Below are 17,483 nucleotides of genomic sequence, written 5' to 3' on the forward strand. Positions count from 1 at the left end.
AAACGGTATTGGGCGATAATCGAACGCTATGTAACGTCTAGTTAATTATTTGCCTGCACTGGCCTCTTCGCGGGTAAACCCGCCCCCACAGGTACAGCACAGCCTTCAGCATTTGTGCAAAACCTGTGGGAGCGGGTTTACCCGCGAAGAGGCCAGTGCAGGCAAATAATTAACTAGACGTTACATAGCGTTCGATTATCGCCCAATACCGTTTGCGGCGAATTGCCTCCCCCCCGCCCAGCCCCGCACCATCCCCACGCAACGCTTCGCAAGTTCATCACAAGACCCGCGCCTGCAGGCCGCATCCTGCAGCGCAGCGGTTCGCCCATAAAAACAAGAGATTTACGACAGATGAGCACTTCGCAACCCGCACGCCAGCTGCTGCCCGGCCTGTTGGCCATTTCCTGCGCCCTGCCTGTATACGCCGCCGACAATGGCGGCTTCATGGAGGACGCCAAGGCCAGCCTCAACCTGCGCAACTTCTACATCAACCGCAACTTCGTCGACCCGGCCTACCCGCAGGGCAAGGGCGAAGAATGGACCCAGAGCTTCATCCTCGATGCCCGCTCCGGCTTCACCCAAGGCACTGTGGGCTTCGGCGTGGATGTACTGGGCCTGTATTCGATCAAGCTCGATGGCGGCAAAGGCACCGCCAACACCCAGCTGCTGCCGGTGCATGACGACGGCCGCCCCGCCGACGACTTCGGCCGCCTGGGCGTGGCCTTGAAAGCCAAGCTGTCCGAGACCGAGCTGAAAGTCGGTGAATGGATGCCGGTATTGCCGATCCTGCGCTCGGACGACGGCCGCTCGCTGCCGCAGACCTTCCGTGGTGGCCAGGTCACCTCGAAAGAGATCGAAGGCCTGACCCTGTATGCCGGCCAGTTCCGCGGCAACAGCCCGCGCAACGATGCCAGCATGGAAGACATGTCGCTCAATGGCCGCGCAGCCTTCACCTCCGACCGCTTCAACTTCGGCGGCGGTGAATACACCTTCAACGACAAGCGCACCATGATCGGCCTGTGGGACGCCCAGCTCAAGGACATCTACCGCCAGCAGTACCTCAACCTGGTGCACAGCCAGCCGTTGGGCGAATGGACCCTGGGCGCCAACCTGGGCTACTTCTGGGGCAAGGAAGATGGCGCGGAGCGCGCCGGCCAGCTGGACAACAAGACCGCCTCGGCGATGCTGTCGGCGCGCTACAAGGGCAACACCTTCTACGTCGGCCTGCAGAAGGTCAGCGGTGACAATGCCTGGCTGCGGGTCAACGGCACCAGTGGCGGCACCCTGGCCAACGACAGCTACAACTCGAGCTTCGACAATGCCAAGGAACGCTCCTGGCAGGTACGTCACGACTTCAACTTCGTCAGCGTCGGTATTCCTGGCCTGACCCTGATGAACCGCTACATCAAGGGCGATAACGTCACCGCCGGCGGCGTGACCGACGGCAAGGAATGGGCGCGGGAAAGCGAGCTGGCCTATGTGATCCAGTCCGGCACCTTCAAGGACCTGTCAGTGAAGTGGCGCAACTCCACCATGCGCCGAGACTTCAGCAGCAACTCGTTCGACGAGAACCGGTTGATCGTGAGCTACCCGCTGAATCTCCTCTAAATCCACCGGCCTCTTCGCGACTGTGGGAGCGGCTTTAGCCGCGAAGAGGCCAGATGCCTTAACAAATAACTGATAGGCATAAACAAATCAAAAAACCTTCTTTGACGACATAAAAAACAATCGCTTAAATCGAGCCCTGTTCCACCGCAGAGCCTCGACATGGACCTTCGCCAACTGCGCTACTTCATCGCCCTTACCGAATACCGCAGTTTCGTCCGTGCCGCCGAAGCCATGGGCATCACCCAACCCGCCTTCAGCCGGGCCATCCAGGGCCTCGAACACACCTTCGGTTGCCCCTTGGTCGACCGCGCCAGCAAAGCCCTGCCCCCGACCCCTGAAGGCCTGGTGGTGCTGCAGCACGCCCGCCGCCTGGTGCAAGGCGCCACTCAGCTGAGTAACGAAGTGCTGCAAATGACCAAGCTCGACGCCGGCGAACTGCATTTCGGCAGCGGCCCGGCCCTGGCCGTGCGCCTGGTCCCGCAAGCGCTGCAACATTTCCTCGCCAGCCACCCCGGCATCCGCACGGCGCTGGTGGTGGACAATGCCGAACGCCTGGGCCAGGCCCTACGCCGAGAACAGATCGAGTTCTTCGTCGATGACATCCGCCCCTTCGAAGCCGACCCCAACTTCCACACCGAACCGCTCACGCCGCGCCCCGGGCTGTTTTTCTGCCGCCCCGGCCACCCGCTGCTGGCCAAGGACAGCCTGTCGACCAACGACCTGTTCACCTACCCCTTGGCCAGCGCCCTGCTCGCCCCCGGCGTGCGCAAGCGCCTGGCCAACCTGAGCGGGCGCAGCGACTTCGTCCCGCACCTGCAGACCGAGCACCTGGCGGTGTTGCGCAGCGTGGTGCTGGCCAGCGATGCCGTGGGCACGGCCAGCGAAGAAGCCGTGGCCGACGACCTCGCCAACGGGCGCCTGGTGCGCCTGCACTGGCGCAACCTGCCACCGGCACTGGAAGTCCTGAGCGTGAGGTGTGGGGTGGTCAGTCGCAGCGGCTACCGGTTATCACCGGCGGCACGGGCAATGATCGAGACCCTGGTAGGGCTGGATGCACCAATGCGCGCCGCGGCCATTCGCTGAACTGATGATGGTAGTGGCTTCCGGCTATTCTGGGCTATATGGGTGGGTAGTCCCGGCCTCTTCGCGGGCAAACCCGCTCCCACAGGAATACCACAACTCCAGAGAACTGCGCCGTACCTGTGGGAGCGGGTTTACCCGCAAAGAGGCCCGCACAGCCAGCACACCCCGATCAGGCAAACCAGGGAGGAACAACAATGAAAAACCTCGTCGAACACCTGAGCCAATACGCCAACTACCACCGTGACCCACGCAACATCGCCACCCACTTCGTCGGCATTCCGCTGATCGTCGTCGCCGTCACGGTGCTGCTGTCGCGCCCCGGCTGGGACCTGGCCGGCATCTGGCTATCCCCCGCCCTGCTCGCGGCTGCCGCTGCCGTGCGGTTCTACCTGCGCCTGGACCTGCGCTTCGGCCTGGTCATGGGCCTGCTGCTGGGCCTGTGCCTGTGGATTGGCCAGGCACTGGCCACGCAGTCCACCAGCCTGTGGCTCAGCGCCGGGCTGGGGGCGTTCGTGGTGGGCTGGATCATCCAGTTCGTCGGGCATCATTACGAAGGCCGCAAGCCCGCGTTCGTCGACGATATCAGCGGGCTGATCATCGGCCCGCTGTTCGTGGTGGCTGAAGCGGCGTTCATGTTGGGCCTGTGCCCGGCACTGAAACAGGCCGTGGAAGCCAATGCCGGGCCGGTGGCCGTGCGCGGGGTCTAGCCCCGCGACTCTACGCCCAGCTCATCCCACACCGACTCGGCCATGTGGAAGGTGGCATTGGCTGCCGGGATGCCGCAGTAGATCGCGCTCTGCATCAGCACTTCCTTGATCTCGTCGCGGGTCACGCCGTTGTTGGCCGCCGCGCGCAGGTGCAGCTTGAGCTCGTCGTTGCGGTTCATGCCGATCAGCATGGCGATGGTGATCAGGCTGCGGGTGTGACGCGGCAGGCCTGGGCGGGTCCAGATGTCGCCCCAGGCATGCCGGGTGATCATTTCCTGGAACTCGCCGTTGAAGTCGTTGAGCTTCTCCAGGCTGCGGTCCACGTGGGCATCGCCCAGCACTGCGCGGCGAACCTGCATGCCAGCGTCGTAACGTTGTTTCTCGTCCATGGCCAATTCCTCAGCGAGCCAGCAGGAAGTCGAGTACGCGGCGGCTGAATGCCTCGCCGATCTCGACGTTGGACAGGTGCGCCGCCGGGAACTCGGCGTAGGTGGCACCGATGATGCCAGCCTGCATGAAGCGGCCATGCTCCGGCGTGGTGACCACGTCTTCGGTGCCGGCGACGATCAGCGTCGCCACCTGGATGCGGCCCAGTTGCTCACGGAAATCGGCGTCACGCACGGCCGCGCAGTTGGCGGCATACCCTTGGGGGCTGGTTTGCGCCAGCATCTGGCAGATGCGCTGGGCTTCTTGTGGCTGCTGCTGGGCAAACGCCGGGGTGAACCAGCGGGCGATGGAGGCATCGCGCAGGTCGACCATGGCTTGCTGGCCGCCCTTGAGCACGGTGTCGATACGGGTGTTCCACACCTCGTCGTTGGCGATCTTGGCGGCGGTGTTGCACAGGGTCAGGCTGTGCAGGCGTGCGCCGGCATGGATACCCAGCCACTGGCCGATCAGCCCGCCCATGGACAGGCCGACAAAGTGTGCGTGCTGGATGTCCAGCGCGTCGAGCAGCGCCAGTACATCCTGACCCAGTTGCTCGATGCTGTAGGGGCCATCACTCACCAGCGAACCGCCATGGCCACGGGTGTCGTAGCGCAACACGCGCAAGTGTTCGCTCCAAAGCGGAATCTGGCTGTCCCACATGCCAAGGTCAGTACCCAGCGAGTTGGACAGCACCAGCACCGGCGCATCGGCCGGGCCGTCGAGTTGGTAGTTCAGTACGCCATCGGCCAGTTGCAAGTGCGCCACAGCGGTCTCCTTCAGGCAGTCAAACGTTGATGTTCAGCCACGGCGCGCGCCACCCAGACGCGGGCCTGGCCGAGGTAATGGGCAGGGTCGAGCAGGCGGTCGAGTTCTTCCGCGCTCAGTTCGGCACTGACCTGCGGCTCGTCACCCAGCACAGCGCGCAAATGGCGCTGTTCGGCCACGGCCCGCTGGCAGCACTGCTCCAGCAAGTGGTGGGCACGGTCACGGCCCAGGCGCTGGGCAAGCACGATGCTGACCGCTTCGGCCAGCACCAGGCCCTGGGTCAGGTCGAGGTTGCGGCGCATGCGCTCGGCATCCACTTCCATGCCTTCGGCGATCACCTGGGCCTGGCGCAGGGCGCCAGAGACCAGGCAGCAGATGTCCGGCAAGGTTTCCCATTCGGCATGCCACAGGCCGAGGCTGCGCTCGTGCTCCTGGGGCATGGCGGCGAACAGCGTCGAAAGCAGGCCCGGCACGCGGGTCGCGGCGCCGATCAGCACCGCCGCACCCACCGGGTTGCGCTTGTGCGGCATGGTCGAGGAACCGCCCTTGCCCGGTGCGGACGGCTCGAACACTTCACCGGCTTCGGTCTGCATCAGCAGGCTGACATCACGGCCGAACTTGCCCAGGCTGCCGGCAACCAGGCCCAGCACCGACGCGAACTCCACCAGGCGATCACGCTGGGTGTGCCACGGCTGCTCGGGCAAGGTCAGCTTGAGTTGTTCGGCCAGCGCTTCAGCCACCGGCAGGGCTTTGCTGCCCAGGGCCGCCAGGCTCCCGGAGGCACCGCCGAACTGCAGCACCAGCAGACGCGGGCGCAGCTCCTGCAGGCGCTGGCGATGGCGAGTCAAGGCACCGAGCACACCCGCCAGCTTCATGCCCAGGGTCACTGGCGTGGCATGTTGCAGCCAGGTGCGGCCAACCAGCGGAGTATCGGCATGCTGCAAAGCCTGGCGCGCCAGAGTCTCGGCCAGCTTGCCGAGGTCCGCTTCGATCAGCGCCAGTGCATCGCGCAACTGCAACACCAGCCCGGTATCCATCGCATCCTGGCTGGTGGCGCCCAGGTGCACGTAGCGTTCGGCTTCCGGCACACCAGTGGCGATCACCTTGCCCAGCGCCTTGACCAGCGGGATCGCCGAGTTGCCGGCGGTGGCGATGGCATCGGCCAGGGCGCGCACGTCATAGCGTTCGGCCTGGCAGGCCGCTTCGATGGCCGCCACGGCACTGTGCGGCACCAGGCCGGCAGCGGCCTCGGCACGGGCCAGCGCGGCCTCGAAGTCGAGCATGCCCTGCAGGCGGCCACGGTCGGAGAACACGTCGCGCATGGCCGGCGCGGTGAAGTAGGCGTCGAACAGTTGGTTGCTCATGCAACGTCCTTAATCATCGTGGTGCAGGTATTCCGCCTGCTTCGGCAGGCGCAGGCTGAACAGGAAGGCAATCGCCATCATGGCCGTCACGTACCAGTAGAAGGTGTTTTCCATGCCCATGGTCTTCAAGCCCAGGGCCACGTACTCGGCCGAGCCACCGAACGCTGCGTTGGCCACCGCGTAAGCCAGGCCAACGCCCAGCGCACGGACCTGCGGCGGGAACATCTCGGCTTTCACCAGGCCACTGATCGAGGTGTAGAAGCTGACGATGCACAGGGCCAGGGTGATCAGCACGAAGGCCATGAACGGGCTGCTCACGGTCTTCAGCGCCATCAGCAGCGGTACGGTAAAGATCGTGCCCAACGCACCGAACAGCAGCATCGAGTTACGCCGGCCGATGCGGTCGGAGAGCATGCCGAAGAACGGCTGCATCACCATGTACAGGAACAACGCGCCGGTCATCACGAAACTGGCGGTCTTCGCTGGCATGCCTGCCGTGTTGACCAGGTACTTCTGCATGTAGGTGGTGAAGGTGTAGAAGATCAGCGAGCCACCGGCGGTGTAGCCCAGCACGGTAATGAACGCTGCGGTGTGGTTGCGGAACAGCCCCTTGATGGTGCCGGCGTCTTTGTCTTTGCGGGTTTCGGCGCTGCTGGTCTCGTGCAGCGAGCGGCGCAGCATCAGCGAGATCAGCGCGGCGATGGCGCCGACCACGAACGGAATGCGCCAGCCCCAGGCGCGCAGCTCTTCCTCGGTCAGCAGTTGTTGCATGATCACCACCACCAGCACCGCCAGCAACTGGCCGCCGATCAGGGTCACGTACTGGAACGACGCGAAGAAGCCACGCTGACCGCGCAGGGCCACTTCACTCATGTAGGTCGCGGTGGTGCCATACTCGCCACCCACCGACAGGCCCTGGATCAGCCGCGCGAGCAGCAGCAACGCGGGTGCCCAGGCACCGATGCTCGAATAGGTCGGCAGGCAGGCGATCATCAGCGAGCCGAAGCACATCATCAGCACCGAGATCATCAGGGAATTCTTGCGGCCATGGCGGTCGGCCAGGCGGCCGAAGATCCAGCCACCGATCGGGCGCATCAGGAAGCCCGCAGCAAATACGCCGGCTGTGTTGAGCAGCTGCACGGTAGGGTCGTCGGAGGGGAAGAAGGACGCGGCGAAGTAGATCGCGCTGAAGGCATAGACGTAGAAGTCGAACCATTCCACCAGGTTGCCCGAAGAGGCACCGACGATGGCGAAGATGCGCTTACTGCGCTCTTCACCGGTGTAATAGGTTGAGGTCATGACGGTTTTACTCCTGGAGGGGTCCTAGGTAAGTCTAGACATACCTAGTAACACACTCGTTCCGCTTGCGGGCTGGCAATTGGCCTCCTCGCGGGTAAACCCGTTCCGACAGAGGGAGGCGTGGTTCCCCCGGTGGGAGCGGGCTTGCCCGCGAAGAGGCCGGTACAGGTCAAACCCGCTCGATGGCCAGCGCCAACCCTTGGCCGACGCCCACACACATGGTCGCCAGGCCCTTGCGCCCGCCGCTCTTCTCCAGCTGGTGAAGCGCAGTCAGCACCAGGCGCGCACCGCTCATGCCCAGCGGGTGGCCCAGGGCGATCGCGCCGCCGTTGGGGTTCACCTGCGGCGCATCGTCGGCCACACCCAGCTCACGCAGCACCGCCAGGCCTTGGCTGGCAAAGGCTTCGTTGAGCTCGATCACGTCGAAATCATTCACCGCCACACCCAGGCGCTCGGTCAGCTTGCGCACCGCTGGCACCGGGCCGATGCCCATGACACGCGGGGCAACACCGGCGCTGGCCATGCCCAGTACGCGGGCACGTGGGGTCAGGCCGTGTTTCTTCACCGCCTCGGCCGAGGCCAGGATCAGTGCTGCGGCACCATCGTTCACGCCGGAGGCGTTGCCCGCGGTGACGGTCTTGTCCGGACCATTGACCGGCTTGAGCTTGGTCAGCGCTTCCAGCGTGGTCTCAGGGCGCAGGTGCTCGTCACGCTCGACGATGGTTTCACCCTTCTTGTGGGCGATACGCACCGGCACGATCTCTTCGGCGAAGAAACCGGCAGCCTGGGCCGCAGCAGCCTTCTGCTGGCTGCGCAGGGCAAAGGCGTCCTGGTCAGCGCGGGAAACCTGGTAGTCGTCAGCCACGTTGTCGGCAGTTTCCGGCATGGCGTCGACGCCGTACTGGCTCTTCATCAGCGGGTTGATGAAACGCCAGCCGATGGTGGTGTCCTCGAGCTTCATGTTGCGCGAGTAGCCGCTTTCGGCCTTGCCCATGACGAACGGCGCACGCGACATCGACTCGACGCCGCCGGCAATCACAAACTCCATTTCGCCACTGGCAATGGCACGGAAGGCAGTGCCGATGGCATCCATGCCCGAGGCGCACAGGCGGTTCAGGGTCACGCCCGGGACGCTCTCTGGCAGCCCAGCCAGCAGCAGGGCCATACGCGCGACGTTGCGGTTGTCTTCACCGGCCTGGTTGGCGCAGCCGAAGAACACTTCGTCGAGCTGGTCCCACTGTACCGACGGGTTGCGCTCGATCAGCGCCTTCAGCGGAACGGCTGCCAGGTCGTCGGCACGCACGCCGGCCAGGGCGCCGCCGAAGCGGCCGATCGGGGTGCGGATGGCGTCACAGATAAATACTTCACGCATCAGGCTTCTCCTGCCAGGGGTGCTACGTTGAGCCCAGATTAAGGAGACTGAGGGGTCGCTTACAATTCGATAATCGACTAAATGTGCGGTTATCGAACAAAATGTTGCCCTGCTATCCATCTCCGATGTCAGGGCCGCAATGCGGCCCTCACCTGGTCAGGTCGCGTCGGCGTGGCTCACCAACCCTTTGACGATCACTCCCACCGTCGCCAGCGCCGCCGGCACCAGCAAGGCGGTCAGTACCTGTTCGAAGTTCCAGCCCAGGCCCAGCAGCGTTGCACCGCTCCAGGCCCCGAGGATCGCGCCGAAGCGGCCGATGCCCAACATCCACGATACGCCTGTGGCGCGACCTTGGGTCGGGTAGAAGCGCGCGGCCAGCGAAGGCATGGCCGACTGTGCACCGTTGACACACATGCCGGCCACCAGCACCAGGGTGGCGAGCACGGTGATGTTGCCCAGGCTCTGGCCCACGGCGTAGGCAAACACCCCGGCCAGCAGGTAGAAGATGCCAATGACCTTGTGCGGGTTGAAGCGGTCCATGGCCCAGCCTACCCCTACGGCGCTGAGCACACCGCCGAACTGGAACAACGCACCGATGAACGCGGCCTGTTCCATGCTGGCGCCACTGTCGCGCATCAGCGTCGGCAGCCAGCTGGTCAGCAGGTAGACGATCACCAGGCCCATGAAGTAGGTCAGCCACAGCAACACCGTGCCCAGGCCGTAGGTACCCGAGAAGATCACCGCAAACACATTGCGCGCAGCCACGGCCTTCTGCTCCGGTACGCTGAAGCTGGCCGCCTGTGCCACCACCGCCGGCGCGATCGGTGACAAGGTCTTGCGCACCTTGTCGTTACCGCGGTTGCGCACCACCAGGAAGCGCGCCGATTCCGGCAGCCAGACCATCAGCACCACTGCCAGCAGCAGCGGCAGCACGCCACCGATCACCAGCAGGCTGTGCCAGCCGTAGGCCGGGATCATCTTTGCGGAGATGAAACCACCACCGGCCATGCCCAGGTTGAAGCCGCAGAACATGCTGGTCACCAGCAGCGACTTGAGACGCTCCGGGGTGTATTCGGACAGCAGCGTGGTGGCATTGGGCATCCCCGCCCCCAGCCCCAGGCCTGTCAGGAAGCGCAGCACCAGCAGCTGGTCGACGTTGCCGGCATAGGCCGAAGCCAGGCTGAAACCACCGAACACCAGCACCGCACCGACCAGCACGCCCTTGCGCCCGAAACGGTCGGCCAGCGGCCCGGAACCCAGGGCACCGAACACCATGCCGATCAACGCGGCACTCATCACCGGGCCAAGGCTTGCGCGGTCGATGCCCCACTCCTGCGACAAGGCAGGCGCGATGAAACCCATGGCCGCAGTATCGAGGCCATCGAGGAAAACGATCAAAAAGCAGAGGATCACCACGCGCCACTGATAGCGCGACAGCGGTTGTTCATTGATGAACGACTGGACGTCGAGAGTGTTCCCGACAGAGTGTGGCTGGTTCATTGTTGTTATCCAGAATGGGGCACGGTCGGGCCACTGCACCAGGGTCAATAGCACAGGGCTTGATTAGCGATGAAGTGCGGCCTGAATCAGCCTGGATACAACGGCACTGCGAACGGGTGCGGCCGCGGCAGTCGGGTGACAGTGGTCATGGGATGCGCCTCTTATATTTTTCTTGTATCGGTCGGCAGAGCCGACCGTTGCGAGAGACATTAATCAGCGATTGCGGGTGGCGCAATTCACCCGGAGCGACACTGTGCGTTTATCGAACAGGAAACAGTGCCGCCAACACCGTCAACCGAACAACTGATGGCAAAGGTCGCGACTGGCCGCCAGCAGGATCGGCAGGAAGCGCTGCTCCAGCTCGCTGCGCGTCACCCGCCCGACATGGGTGCTCACGTTCAGCGCCGCCAGCACCTGCCCGGACGCATCATAGATAGGCACGGCGATCGAGCGCAGACCCTGCTCCAGTTCCTGGTCGACCACGCACCAGCCCTGCTCCCGCACCTGCTGGATGCAGGCGAACAACGACTCGGGGTCGTTCAGGGTACGGCTGGTACGCGCCTTGAGGTCGGCACGATCGAGGTATTCGCGCAGGCTGGTATCGTCCATTGCCGCCAGCAGGATGCGCCCCATGGACGTGCAATAGGCCGGCAACCGCCCACCGACCGAAAGGTCGACCGAAATCAGCCGCTCCACCGTGGCCGAACGGGCTATATAAAGGATGTCGTCACCTTCGAGGGTGGCCATGTTGGCTGCCTCGTGCAACTGGTCGCTGATGCGGTCCAGATACGGCTGGGCCGACACCGCCAGCGGCGTCGACGACAGGTAGGCATGGCCCAGGGTCAACACCTTCGGCAGCAGCGAATAGGTGCGCCCGTCCGTGGTGGCGTAACCCAGCTTGATCAGCGTGTGCAGGCAGCGGCGTACGGCGGCCCTGGGGATCTCGGTGCGATGGCTGATCTGGGCGATGGTCAGGTGGCGCTTGCGCTCCTGGAAGGCCTGGATCACCGCCAGGCCACGCGCCAGGGAGGTCATGAAGTCAGGGTCACCGGTAAACGCCTGAATACGCTTGGCCGGCGAGGCCACGATCGGCGGTGCCAGTGCGGGTGCGCTCGGGCGGGACACCTCTGGGTTGGCAGATTCGTTGGCCGTGGTTTCGTCGTTCATCGCTCACCTCAAAAAAATCGCTGGCTCGTGCGATTATCGAACGAACGGCCGATAATCGCAATTGACCGCCGACAAATTTACTTATACCTTTCTCCTGCCACATGTGGCTTCTTTGGAGAGACTGGTCAGGTACCCACCGTAGAAGTCCCCAGGCAACGGCCTCGCCTCGTGCGGGGCCGTTTTATTTCCGCCTTGCGGTAAAAAGACGGTGAACTCTTCCAGGTGCTGTTTGCTCAAAGTTTGTACAGGCCGCCTGTAGCCTTGAAACTTTGCACGCTATTACATAAATATCCCTGTTTGGCGATTTACCGATTGCTATAATCGATTCCGCTGGCCCGGATCGACACTCCGGCAATGGAATACTGGCCCGGCTTTCATCCGCCAACCAGCACGTCGCATGCATGGGCAACTTGCACCTGCATGCAACACCAGCCACTTCTACTCATTCAGGTATTACTGTGACGAAAGATGAACTGCGCGCGGAACTCGAGCGCCAGGCAGAACGTTACAAGGAAGTTTACGGTGGTGAAGTCACCACCTATGCCGCGCAACCGGAACCGGAGCGCAAGCCTTGGCGCAAACGCGCCACCGTTCAGGACCAGGCGTTCAGCCAGGAACTGGAAAAAATGGAAAAGGAACTGCGCAGCGAGCAACCCTGAGCTGCCTGTTGCACTGCCATCACGTCGCGGGCCTAGCGCCCTCGACGCGGCCGATCTTTACCGAAAGGCCGAGGATGAAATGGAATTACACAAATTTCATACAACCGTTTGAAGCGCTGCGGCGCCGAGATTTTTCCAGAAATTTAACGATTTTTTGGCGACTTCTTGATTTTTAACGGAACTTTTTCCGCCAGATCACGTCACCTGCTGGGCTGAGGGGGCGCTCACAAAGCTGCCATCGGTCAGCAGTGGGTGCATCGATTGCCAAGGTTTTCTGGCATAATCCCGCCCCCCTATGACCGCCAGACAACCTTCATGATCGATTTATTCAGCGGACTGGATGCCTGGGTATTGGTGAGCCTGCTGCTCGCCCTGACCTTCGTGCTCGCATTCGAGTTCATCAATGGCTTTCATGACACCGCAAACGCGGTAGCCACCGTCATCTATACCAAAGCCATGCCACCACACCTGGCCGTGTTCTTCTCCGGGGTGTTCAACTTCCTCGGCGTTCTGCTCGGTGGTGTCGGGGTGGCCTACGCCATCGTGCACCTGCTGCCGGTCGAACTGCTGATCAATGTGAATACCGGGCATGGCCTGGCCATGGTCTTCTCGTTGCTGGCCGCGGCCATCACCTGGAACCTCGGCACCTGGTACTTCGGCATTCCCGCTTCCAGCTCGCACACCCTGATCGGCTCGATCCTCGGCGTGGGCCTGGCCAACGCTTTGATCAACGACATCCCGCTGGGCGATGGCGTCAACTGGCAGAAGGCGATCGATATCGCCATGTCGCTGGTGGTCTCGCCGATTGCCGGCTTCGCTGTCGCCGCACTGGTGCTGGTCGGCCTGAAATGGTGGCGCCCGCTGTCGAAGATGCACAAGACCCCGGACCAGCGCCGCAAGCTCGACGACAAGAAGCACCCACCGTTCTGGAACCGCCTGGTCCTGGTGATTTCGGCCATGGGCGTGAGCTTCGTGCACGGTTCCAACGATGGCCAGAAAGGCATCGGCCTGATCATGCTGGTGCTGATCGGTATCGTCCCGGCCAAGTTCGTCCTCGACCTGAACAGCACCACCTACCAGATCGAACGCACCCGCGACGCCACCCTGCACATGAGCCAGTTCTACCAGCGCAACGCCGCCACACTGGGCGAGTTCCTGGCACTGGGCAAGGCCAAGTCGACCGACCTGCCGGAGCAGTTCAGCTGCAACCCGCAGCAGACCGAACCGACCATCGCCGCCCTGCAGTCTTCGCTGCAAGGCGTGACCGACTACCACGCGCTGGATGCCGAGAAGCGTGTTGAAGTGCGCCGCTATCTGCTGTGCCTGGACGACACCGCGAAGAAGGTCGGCAAGCTGCCTGGCCTGGACGCCCGTGAAAAGGCCGACCTCGAGAAGCTGCGCAAGGACCTGACCGCTACCACTGAATACGCCCCGTTCTGGGTGATCGTGGCCGTCGCCCTGGCCCTGGGCCTGGGCACCATGGTCGGCTGGAAGCGTGTGGTGCTGACCGTCGGCGAGAAGATCGGCAAGCAGGGCATGACCTATGCCCAGGGCATGTCGGCGCAGATCACCGCGGCCTGCGCCATCGGCATGGCCAACGTGTTCGCCCTGCCGGTGTCGACCACCCACGTGCTGTCGTCCGGCGTTGCTGGCACCATGGTCGCCAACAAGAGCGGCCTGCAAGGCGGTACCGTGAAGACCATCCTGCTGGCCTGGGTACTGACCCTGCCGGCGTCGATGGGCCTGGCAGCCGGGCTGTTCTGGCTGGCCTCCAAGGCACTGGCCTGAGCGATCCCGCTGCACTGAAAAAGGCGCCCCAGGGCGCCTTTTTCGTGGGTGTTTTTCCTGTGCCGACCTCTTCGCGGGACAAGCCCGCTCCCACAGGAATGGCGCTGCCCTCAGGCTGATCGCCACACCTGTGGGAGCGGGCTTGCCCGCGAAAGGGCCGGCACAGGCAATTACCGCTTCTTGCCACCCAGCAACGACCCCATCAACCCACGTACCAGCTGCCGCCCCAGCTGATTGGCCGCCTGGCGCACCGCCGACTTGATCGCCTGCCCCGCCGCACTCTGAAGAAACTCGCCTGCCTTGTCAGTGAAACTCTCTTCGTCCGCCTTTGGCACTGGCGCCGGCTCCACCGGCTCACCTTTGCGCTGGGTCAGCATTTCATAGGCCGACTCCCGGTCGATCGCCTTGTCATACCGCCCCAGCAAAGGCGAAGCCGCAATCAACGCACTGCGCTCGGCTGCACTCAAAGGCCCGATACGCGATTGCGGTGGTGCGATCAATACCCGCTGGACCATTGCCGGCGTGCCCTTCTCTTCCAGAGTGCCGACCAATGCCTCGCCAATCCCCAGTTCGGTCAGCACCGCCAGGCTGTCGAACGACGGGTTCGGGCGGAAGCCATCCGCCACGGCCCTGAGCGACTTCTGCTCTTTGGCGGTGAAGGCGCGCAGGCCGTGCTGGATACGCAAGCCAAGCTGCGCCAATACGCTATCGGGCAGATCACCTGGGGACTGGGTGACGAAATACACGCCAACCCCCTTGGAACGGATCAGCCGTACCACCTGCTCCAGGCGGTCCTGCAGCGCTTTCGGCGTGCCGTTGAACAACAGATGGGCCTCATCGAAGAACAGCGCCAGTACCGGTTTGTCGGCATCACCGCGCTCCGGCAGCTGCTCGAACAACTCAGCCAGCAGCCACAGCAGGAATGTCGCGTACACCTTTGGCGCCTCATGCACCAGCCGGCTGGCATCAAGCAAGTGGATACGCCCACGGCCATCGGCATCCGGCCGCAACAGGTCCTCCAGTTGCAACGCCGGTTCGCCAAACAACGCCTCGGCGCCCTGTTGCTCAAGGGTTGCCAGCCGGCGCAGCAAGGCCTGGGTCGAGCCAGTGGTCATCAACGCGCTGTCTTCACCCAACAGTTGCGGGTTGTCCTTCAGGTGCGCCAACAAGGCCTTGAGGTCTTTCAGGTCAAGCAGCAGCAAGCCTTCGCGATCCGCCACCTTGTACGCCGCATACAGCGCGGCCTGCTGGCTGTCGGTCAGCTCCAGCAGGTTGCCGAGCAGCAACGGGCCCATTTCGCTGAGGGTGGTACGCAACGGGTGGCCGGACTGCCCCGCCACATCCCAGAGCGTTACCGGGTAGGCTTTTGGCGTATACCCCAGCCAAGGCATGCCAGCGATCCGCTCGGCCACCTTGCCTTGTGGCGCACCTGCCGCACCCAGGCCGCACAGGTCGCCTTTGACGTCTGCCGCGAACACCGCCACGCCAGCATCGCTGAACACCTCCGCCAGGTGCTGCAGGGTCACGGTCTTGCCGGTACCGGTAGCACCGGCCACCAGGCCGTGGCGATTCGCCAGGCGCATGGCTTGCTGCACTGGCTGACCGCTCGGGTCAGCGCCTACAACTATGGTCGAAGTTTCCGACATCTCTCTAATCCCCGCTCAAGCTTTGGCTTAATTCGGCCGATACCTTTGGGTGATATTCGCCTTAATAGACAGGAGCAACCGAAAAAGGACTTTTCGGGATGTTGCACTGTTTGCAGCGACACCGTGCGAACGCCCGATAAAAACCTTAGCGGAAACGATTACGCCATGAACAAAAACCTGCGTTTCAGCCACAAGATCCTTTTGGCTGCGTCATTGATCGTGATACTCGCCTTCAGCCTGTTCACCCTTTACAACGATTACCTCCAGCGTAATGCGATCCGCGAGAATCTGGAGAATTATCTGGCTGAAATGGGCGAATCCACTTCGACCAACATCCGCAACCTGTTCGATGGCCGTATCAAGCTGGTGGAAAACCTGGCGCAGAACATTGCCCAGCAACCAGCCAACGCCGAAACCCTGATGGGCCAGAATGCCCTGATCTCGAGCTTCCTCACCGTCTACCTGGGCAAGGTCGATGGTGGTTTCAGCGTACGCCCGGACTCCAAGATGCCTGATGGCTACGACCCGCGTACCCGCCCCTGGTACAAGGACGGCATGAACGCCCAAGGTGCGATTCTCACCGAGCCCTACATCGACCTGACCACCAACAAGATGGTCATCGGCATCCTCAGCAAGGTGTCCGCCAGCGTCGGCGTGGTCGGTGGCGACCTGGCCCTCGATGGTCTGGTGCAGATCATCAACTCGCTGAACTTTGGCGGCATGGGTTATGCCTTCCTGGTCAACGACCAGGGCAAGATCCTGGTCCACCCGGACAAGGAACTGGTCATGAAGTCGCTGTCGGACCTGTTCCCGCAGCAAACGCCGAAACTGTCCGGCGAGCTGACCGAAGTCGACGCCAACGGCCAGGCTCGCCTGCTGACCTTCACCCCGATCAAAGGCCTGCCCTCGGCCAACTGGTACATCGGCCTGTCGGTGGACAAGGACAAGGCCTTTGCCATGCTCAGCACCTTCCGCACCTCGGCGGTGATCGCCACGCTGGTGGCGGTGGTGATCATCATCGGCCTGCTCGGCCTGCTGATCCGCGTGCTGATGCAGCCGCTGCACACCATGACCCGCGCCATGGAAGACATCGCCGAAGGTGAAGGCGACCTGACCAAGCGCCTGAGCATCCACAACCACGACGAGTTCGGCATTCTCGGCAAGGCCTTCAACCGCTTCGTCGAACGTATCCACGGCTCGATCCGCGAAGTGTCGTCGGCGACCGAGCAGGTCAACGAAGTGGCCCTCCGCGTGATCAGCGCCTCGAATTCGTCGATGGCCAACTCCGACGAGCAGTCCAACCGCACCAACAGTGTGGCCGCGGCCATCAACGAACTCGGCGCCGCCGCCCAGGAAATCGCCGGCAATGCCGCCCAGGCCTCGCAGCACGCCAGCTCCGCGCGCCTGCTGGCCGAGGAAGGCCAGCAGGTGGTGGAGCGCAACATCGCCGCGATGAACCGCCTGTCCGACCTGATCGTCACCTCGAGCGCCCACATCGAAACGCTCAACAGCAAGACCGTGAACATCGGCCAGATCCTCGAAGTGATCACCAGCATTTCCCAGCAGACCAACCTGCTGGCGCTCAATGCCGCGATCGAAGCAGCCCGCGCTGGTGAAGCCGGGCGTGGTTTTGCCGTGGTCGCCGACGAAGTCCGCAACCTGGCGCACCGCACCCAGGAATCGGCGCAGCAGGTGCAGACGATGATCGAAGAGCTGCAGGTCGGTGCCCGCGAGTCGGTCGATACCATGGGCCAGAGCCAGCGCCACAGCCAGGACAGCATGCAGATCGCCAACCAGGCCGGCGAGCGCCTGGACAGCGTGACCGTGCGCATCGGCGAAATCGACGGCATGAACCAGTCGGTGGCCACCGCCACCGAAGAGCAGACCGCCGTGGTCGACTCGATCAACATGGACATCAACGAGATCAACATGCTCAACCAGGAAGGTGTCGAGAACCTGCAGGCCACCCTGCGCGCCTGCTCGGACCTTGAGCAGCAGGCCACCCGCCTCAAGCATCTGGTCGGCAGCTTCCGCATCTGACGCTCAGACTGCGTCGCCTGCTTCGCGGCTAAAGCCGCTCCCACAGGGATCACCTCGGC

At 63.3% G+C, this 17,483-nt stretch carries 14 protein-coding genes; 6 read left to right on the top strand and 8 right to left on the bottom strand.

The features are described from left to right. The first annotated feature begins 351 nt into the window (after positions 1–351). The 3 genes from J7573_RS01875 (at position 352) to J7573_RS01885 (ending at position 3,398) form a co-directional block, all read left to right on the top strand. On the top strand, positions 352–1,608 hold the full coding sequence (locus J7573_RS01875) for an OprD family porin (protein WP_294324838.1): 1,257 nt from the start codon (positions 352–354) through the stop codon (positions 1,606–1,608). Between the two features lie 159 nt (positions 1,609–1,767). After that, on the top strand, positions 1,768–2,691 hold the full coding sequence (locus J7573_RS01880; protein WP_294324839.1) for a LysR family transcriptional regulator: 924 nt from the start codon (positions 1,768–1,770) through the stop codon (positions 2,689–2,691). 194 nt (positions 2,692–2,885) lie between these two features. Further along, positions 2,886–3,398: an Mpo1-like protein gene (locus tag J7573_RS01885; protein ID WP_294324840.1), complete on the top strand. Its 513-nt coding sequence runs from the start codon at positions 2,886–2,888 to the stop codon at positions 3,396–3,398. Here J7573_RS01885 and pcaC read toward each other — a convergent pair. The 7 genes from pcaC to pcaR all read right to left on the bottom strand — a co-directional run bounded on the left by pcaC (position 3,395) and on the right by pcaR (position 11,291). Continuing rightward, positions 3,395–3,787 carry a 4-carboxymuconolactone decarboxylase gene (pcaC, locus tag J7573_RS01890; protein WP_085675148.1) on the bottom strand — a complete coding sequence of 131 codons (393 nt, stop codon included), beginning with the start codon at positions 3,785–3,787 and terminating at the stop codon, positions 3,395–3,397. The two genes, J7573_RS01885 and pcaC, sit on opposite strands and share 4 nt — an antisense overlap. Positions 3,788–3,797: 10 nt before the next feature. Then, a complete protein-coding gene (pcaD, locus tag J7573_RS01895) occupies positions 3,798–4,589 on the bottom strand; it encodes a 3-oxoadipate enol-lactonase (RefSeq protein ID WP_294324841.1) in 792 nt (263 codons plus the stop codon). Positions 4,590–4,600: 11 nt separating this feature from the next. Further along, a complete protein-coding gene (locus J7573_RS01900) occupies positions 4,601–5,953 on the bottom strand; it encodes a 3-carboxy-cis,cis-muconate cycloisomerase (protein WP_294324842.1) in 1,353 nt (450 codons plus the stop codon). A gap of 9 nt (positions 5,954–5,962) precedes the next feature. Beyond that, complete coding sequence (locus tag J7573_RS01905) at positions 5,963–7,252, bottom strand: MFS family transporter (RefSeq protein ID WP_159409034.1); 1,290 nt, start codon at positions 7,250–7,252, stop codon at positions 5,963–5,965. Positions 7,253–7,421: 169 nt separating this feature from the next. After that, positions 7,422–8,627 carry a 3-oxoadipyl-CoA thiolase gene (pcaF, locus tag J7573_RS01910; protein WP_205524627.1) on the bottom strand — a complete coding sequence of 402 codons (1,206 nt, stop codon included), beginning with the start codon at positions 8,625–8,627 and terminating at the stop codon, positions 7,422–7,424. 153 nt (positions 8,628–8,780) lie between these two features. Next, entirely contained in the window at positions 8,781–10,124 is a 1,344-nt protein-coding gene (locus J7573_RS01915) for an MFS transporter (RefSeq protein WP_294324843.1), read from the bottom strand. 291 nt (positions 10,125–10,415) lie between these two features. After that, positions 10,416–11,291, bottom strand: coding sequence for a pca regulon transcriptional regulator PcaR (gene pcaR, locus J7573_RS01920; protein WP_294324844.1), 876 nt, complete (start codon positions 11,289–11,291; stop codon positions 10,416–10,418). A 458-nt stretch (positions 11,292–11,749) separates the two neighbouring features. Between pcaR and J7573_RS01925 the strand changes: the two genes are divergently transcribed. Together J7573_RS01925 and J7573_RS01930 are read left to right on the top strand one after the other, a co-directional pair. Then, a complete protein-coding gene (locus J7573_RS01925) occupies positions 11,750–11,950 on the top strand; it encodes a hypothetical protein (RefSeq protein WP_027917930.1) in 201 nt (66 codons plus the stop codon). A 315-nt stretch (positions 11,951–12,265) separates the two neighbouring features. Then, positions 12,266–13,738 (top strand): inorganic phosphate transporter, encoded by a 1,473-nt coding sequence (locus tag J7573_RS01930; protein WP_079226693.1) that lies wholly within the window; start codon positions 12,266–12,268, stop codon positions 13,736–13,738. A 170-nt stretch (positions 13,739–13,908) separates the two neighbouring features. Here the strand turns inward: J7573_RS01930 and J7573_RS01935 are convergent, their stop codons facing one another. Further along, positions 13,909–15,384 carry a helicase HerA-like domain-containing protein gene (locus J7573_RS01935; RefSeq protein ID WP_294324845.1) on the bottom strand — a complete coding sequence of 492 codons (1,476 nt, stop codon included), beginning with the start codon at positions 15,382–15,384 and terminating at the stop codon, positions 13,909–13,911. Between the two features lie 165 nt (positions 15,385–15,549). Between J7573_RS01935 and J7573_RS01940 the strand changes: the two genes are divergently transcribed. Further along, a complete protein-coding gene (locus J7573_RS01940; RefSeq protein WP_159409028.1) occupies positions 15,550–17,424 on the top strand; it encodes a methyl-accepting chemotaxis protein in 1,875 nt (624 codons plus the stop codon). Positions 17,425–17,483: the final 59 nt, after the last annotated feature.

The organism is Pseudomonas sp. (assembly GCF_017744435.1).
In the GTDB taxonomy this organism is placed as follows: Bacteria; Pseudomonadota; Gammaproteobacteria; order Pseudomonadales; family Pseudomonadaceae; genus Aquipseudomonas.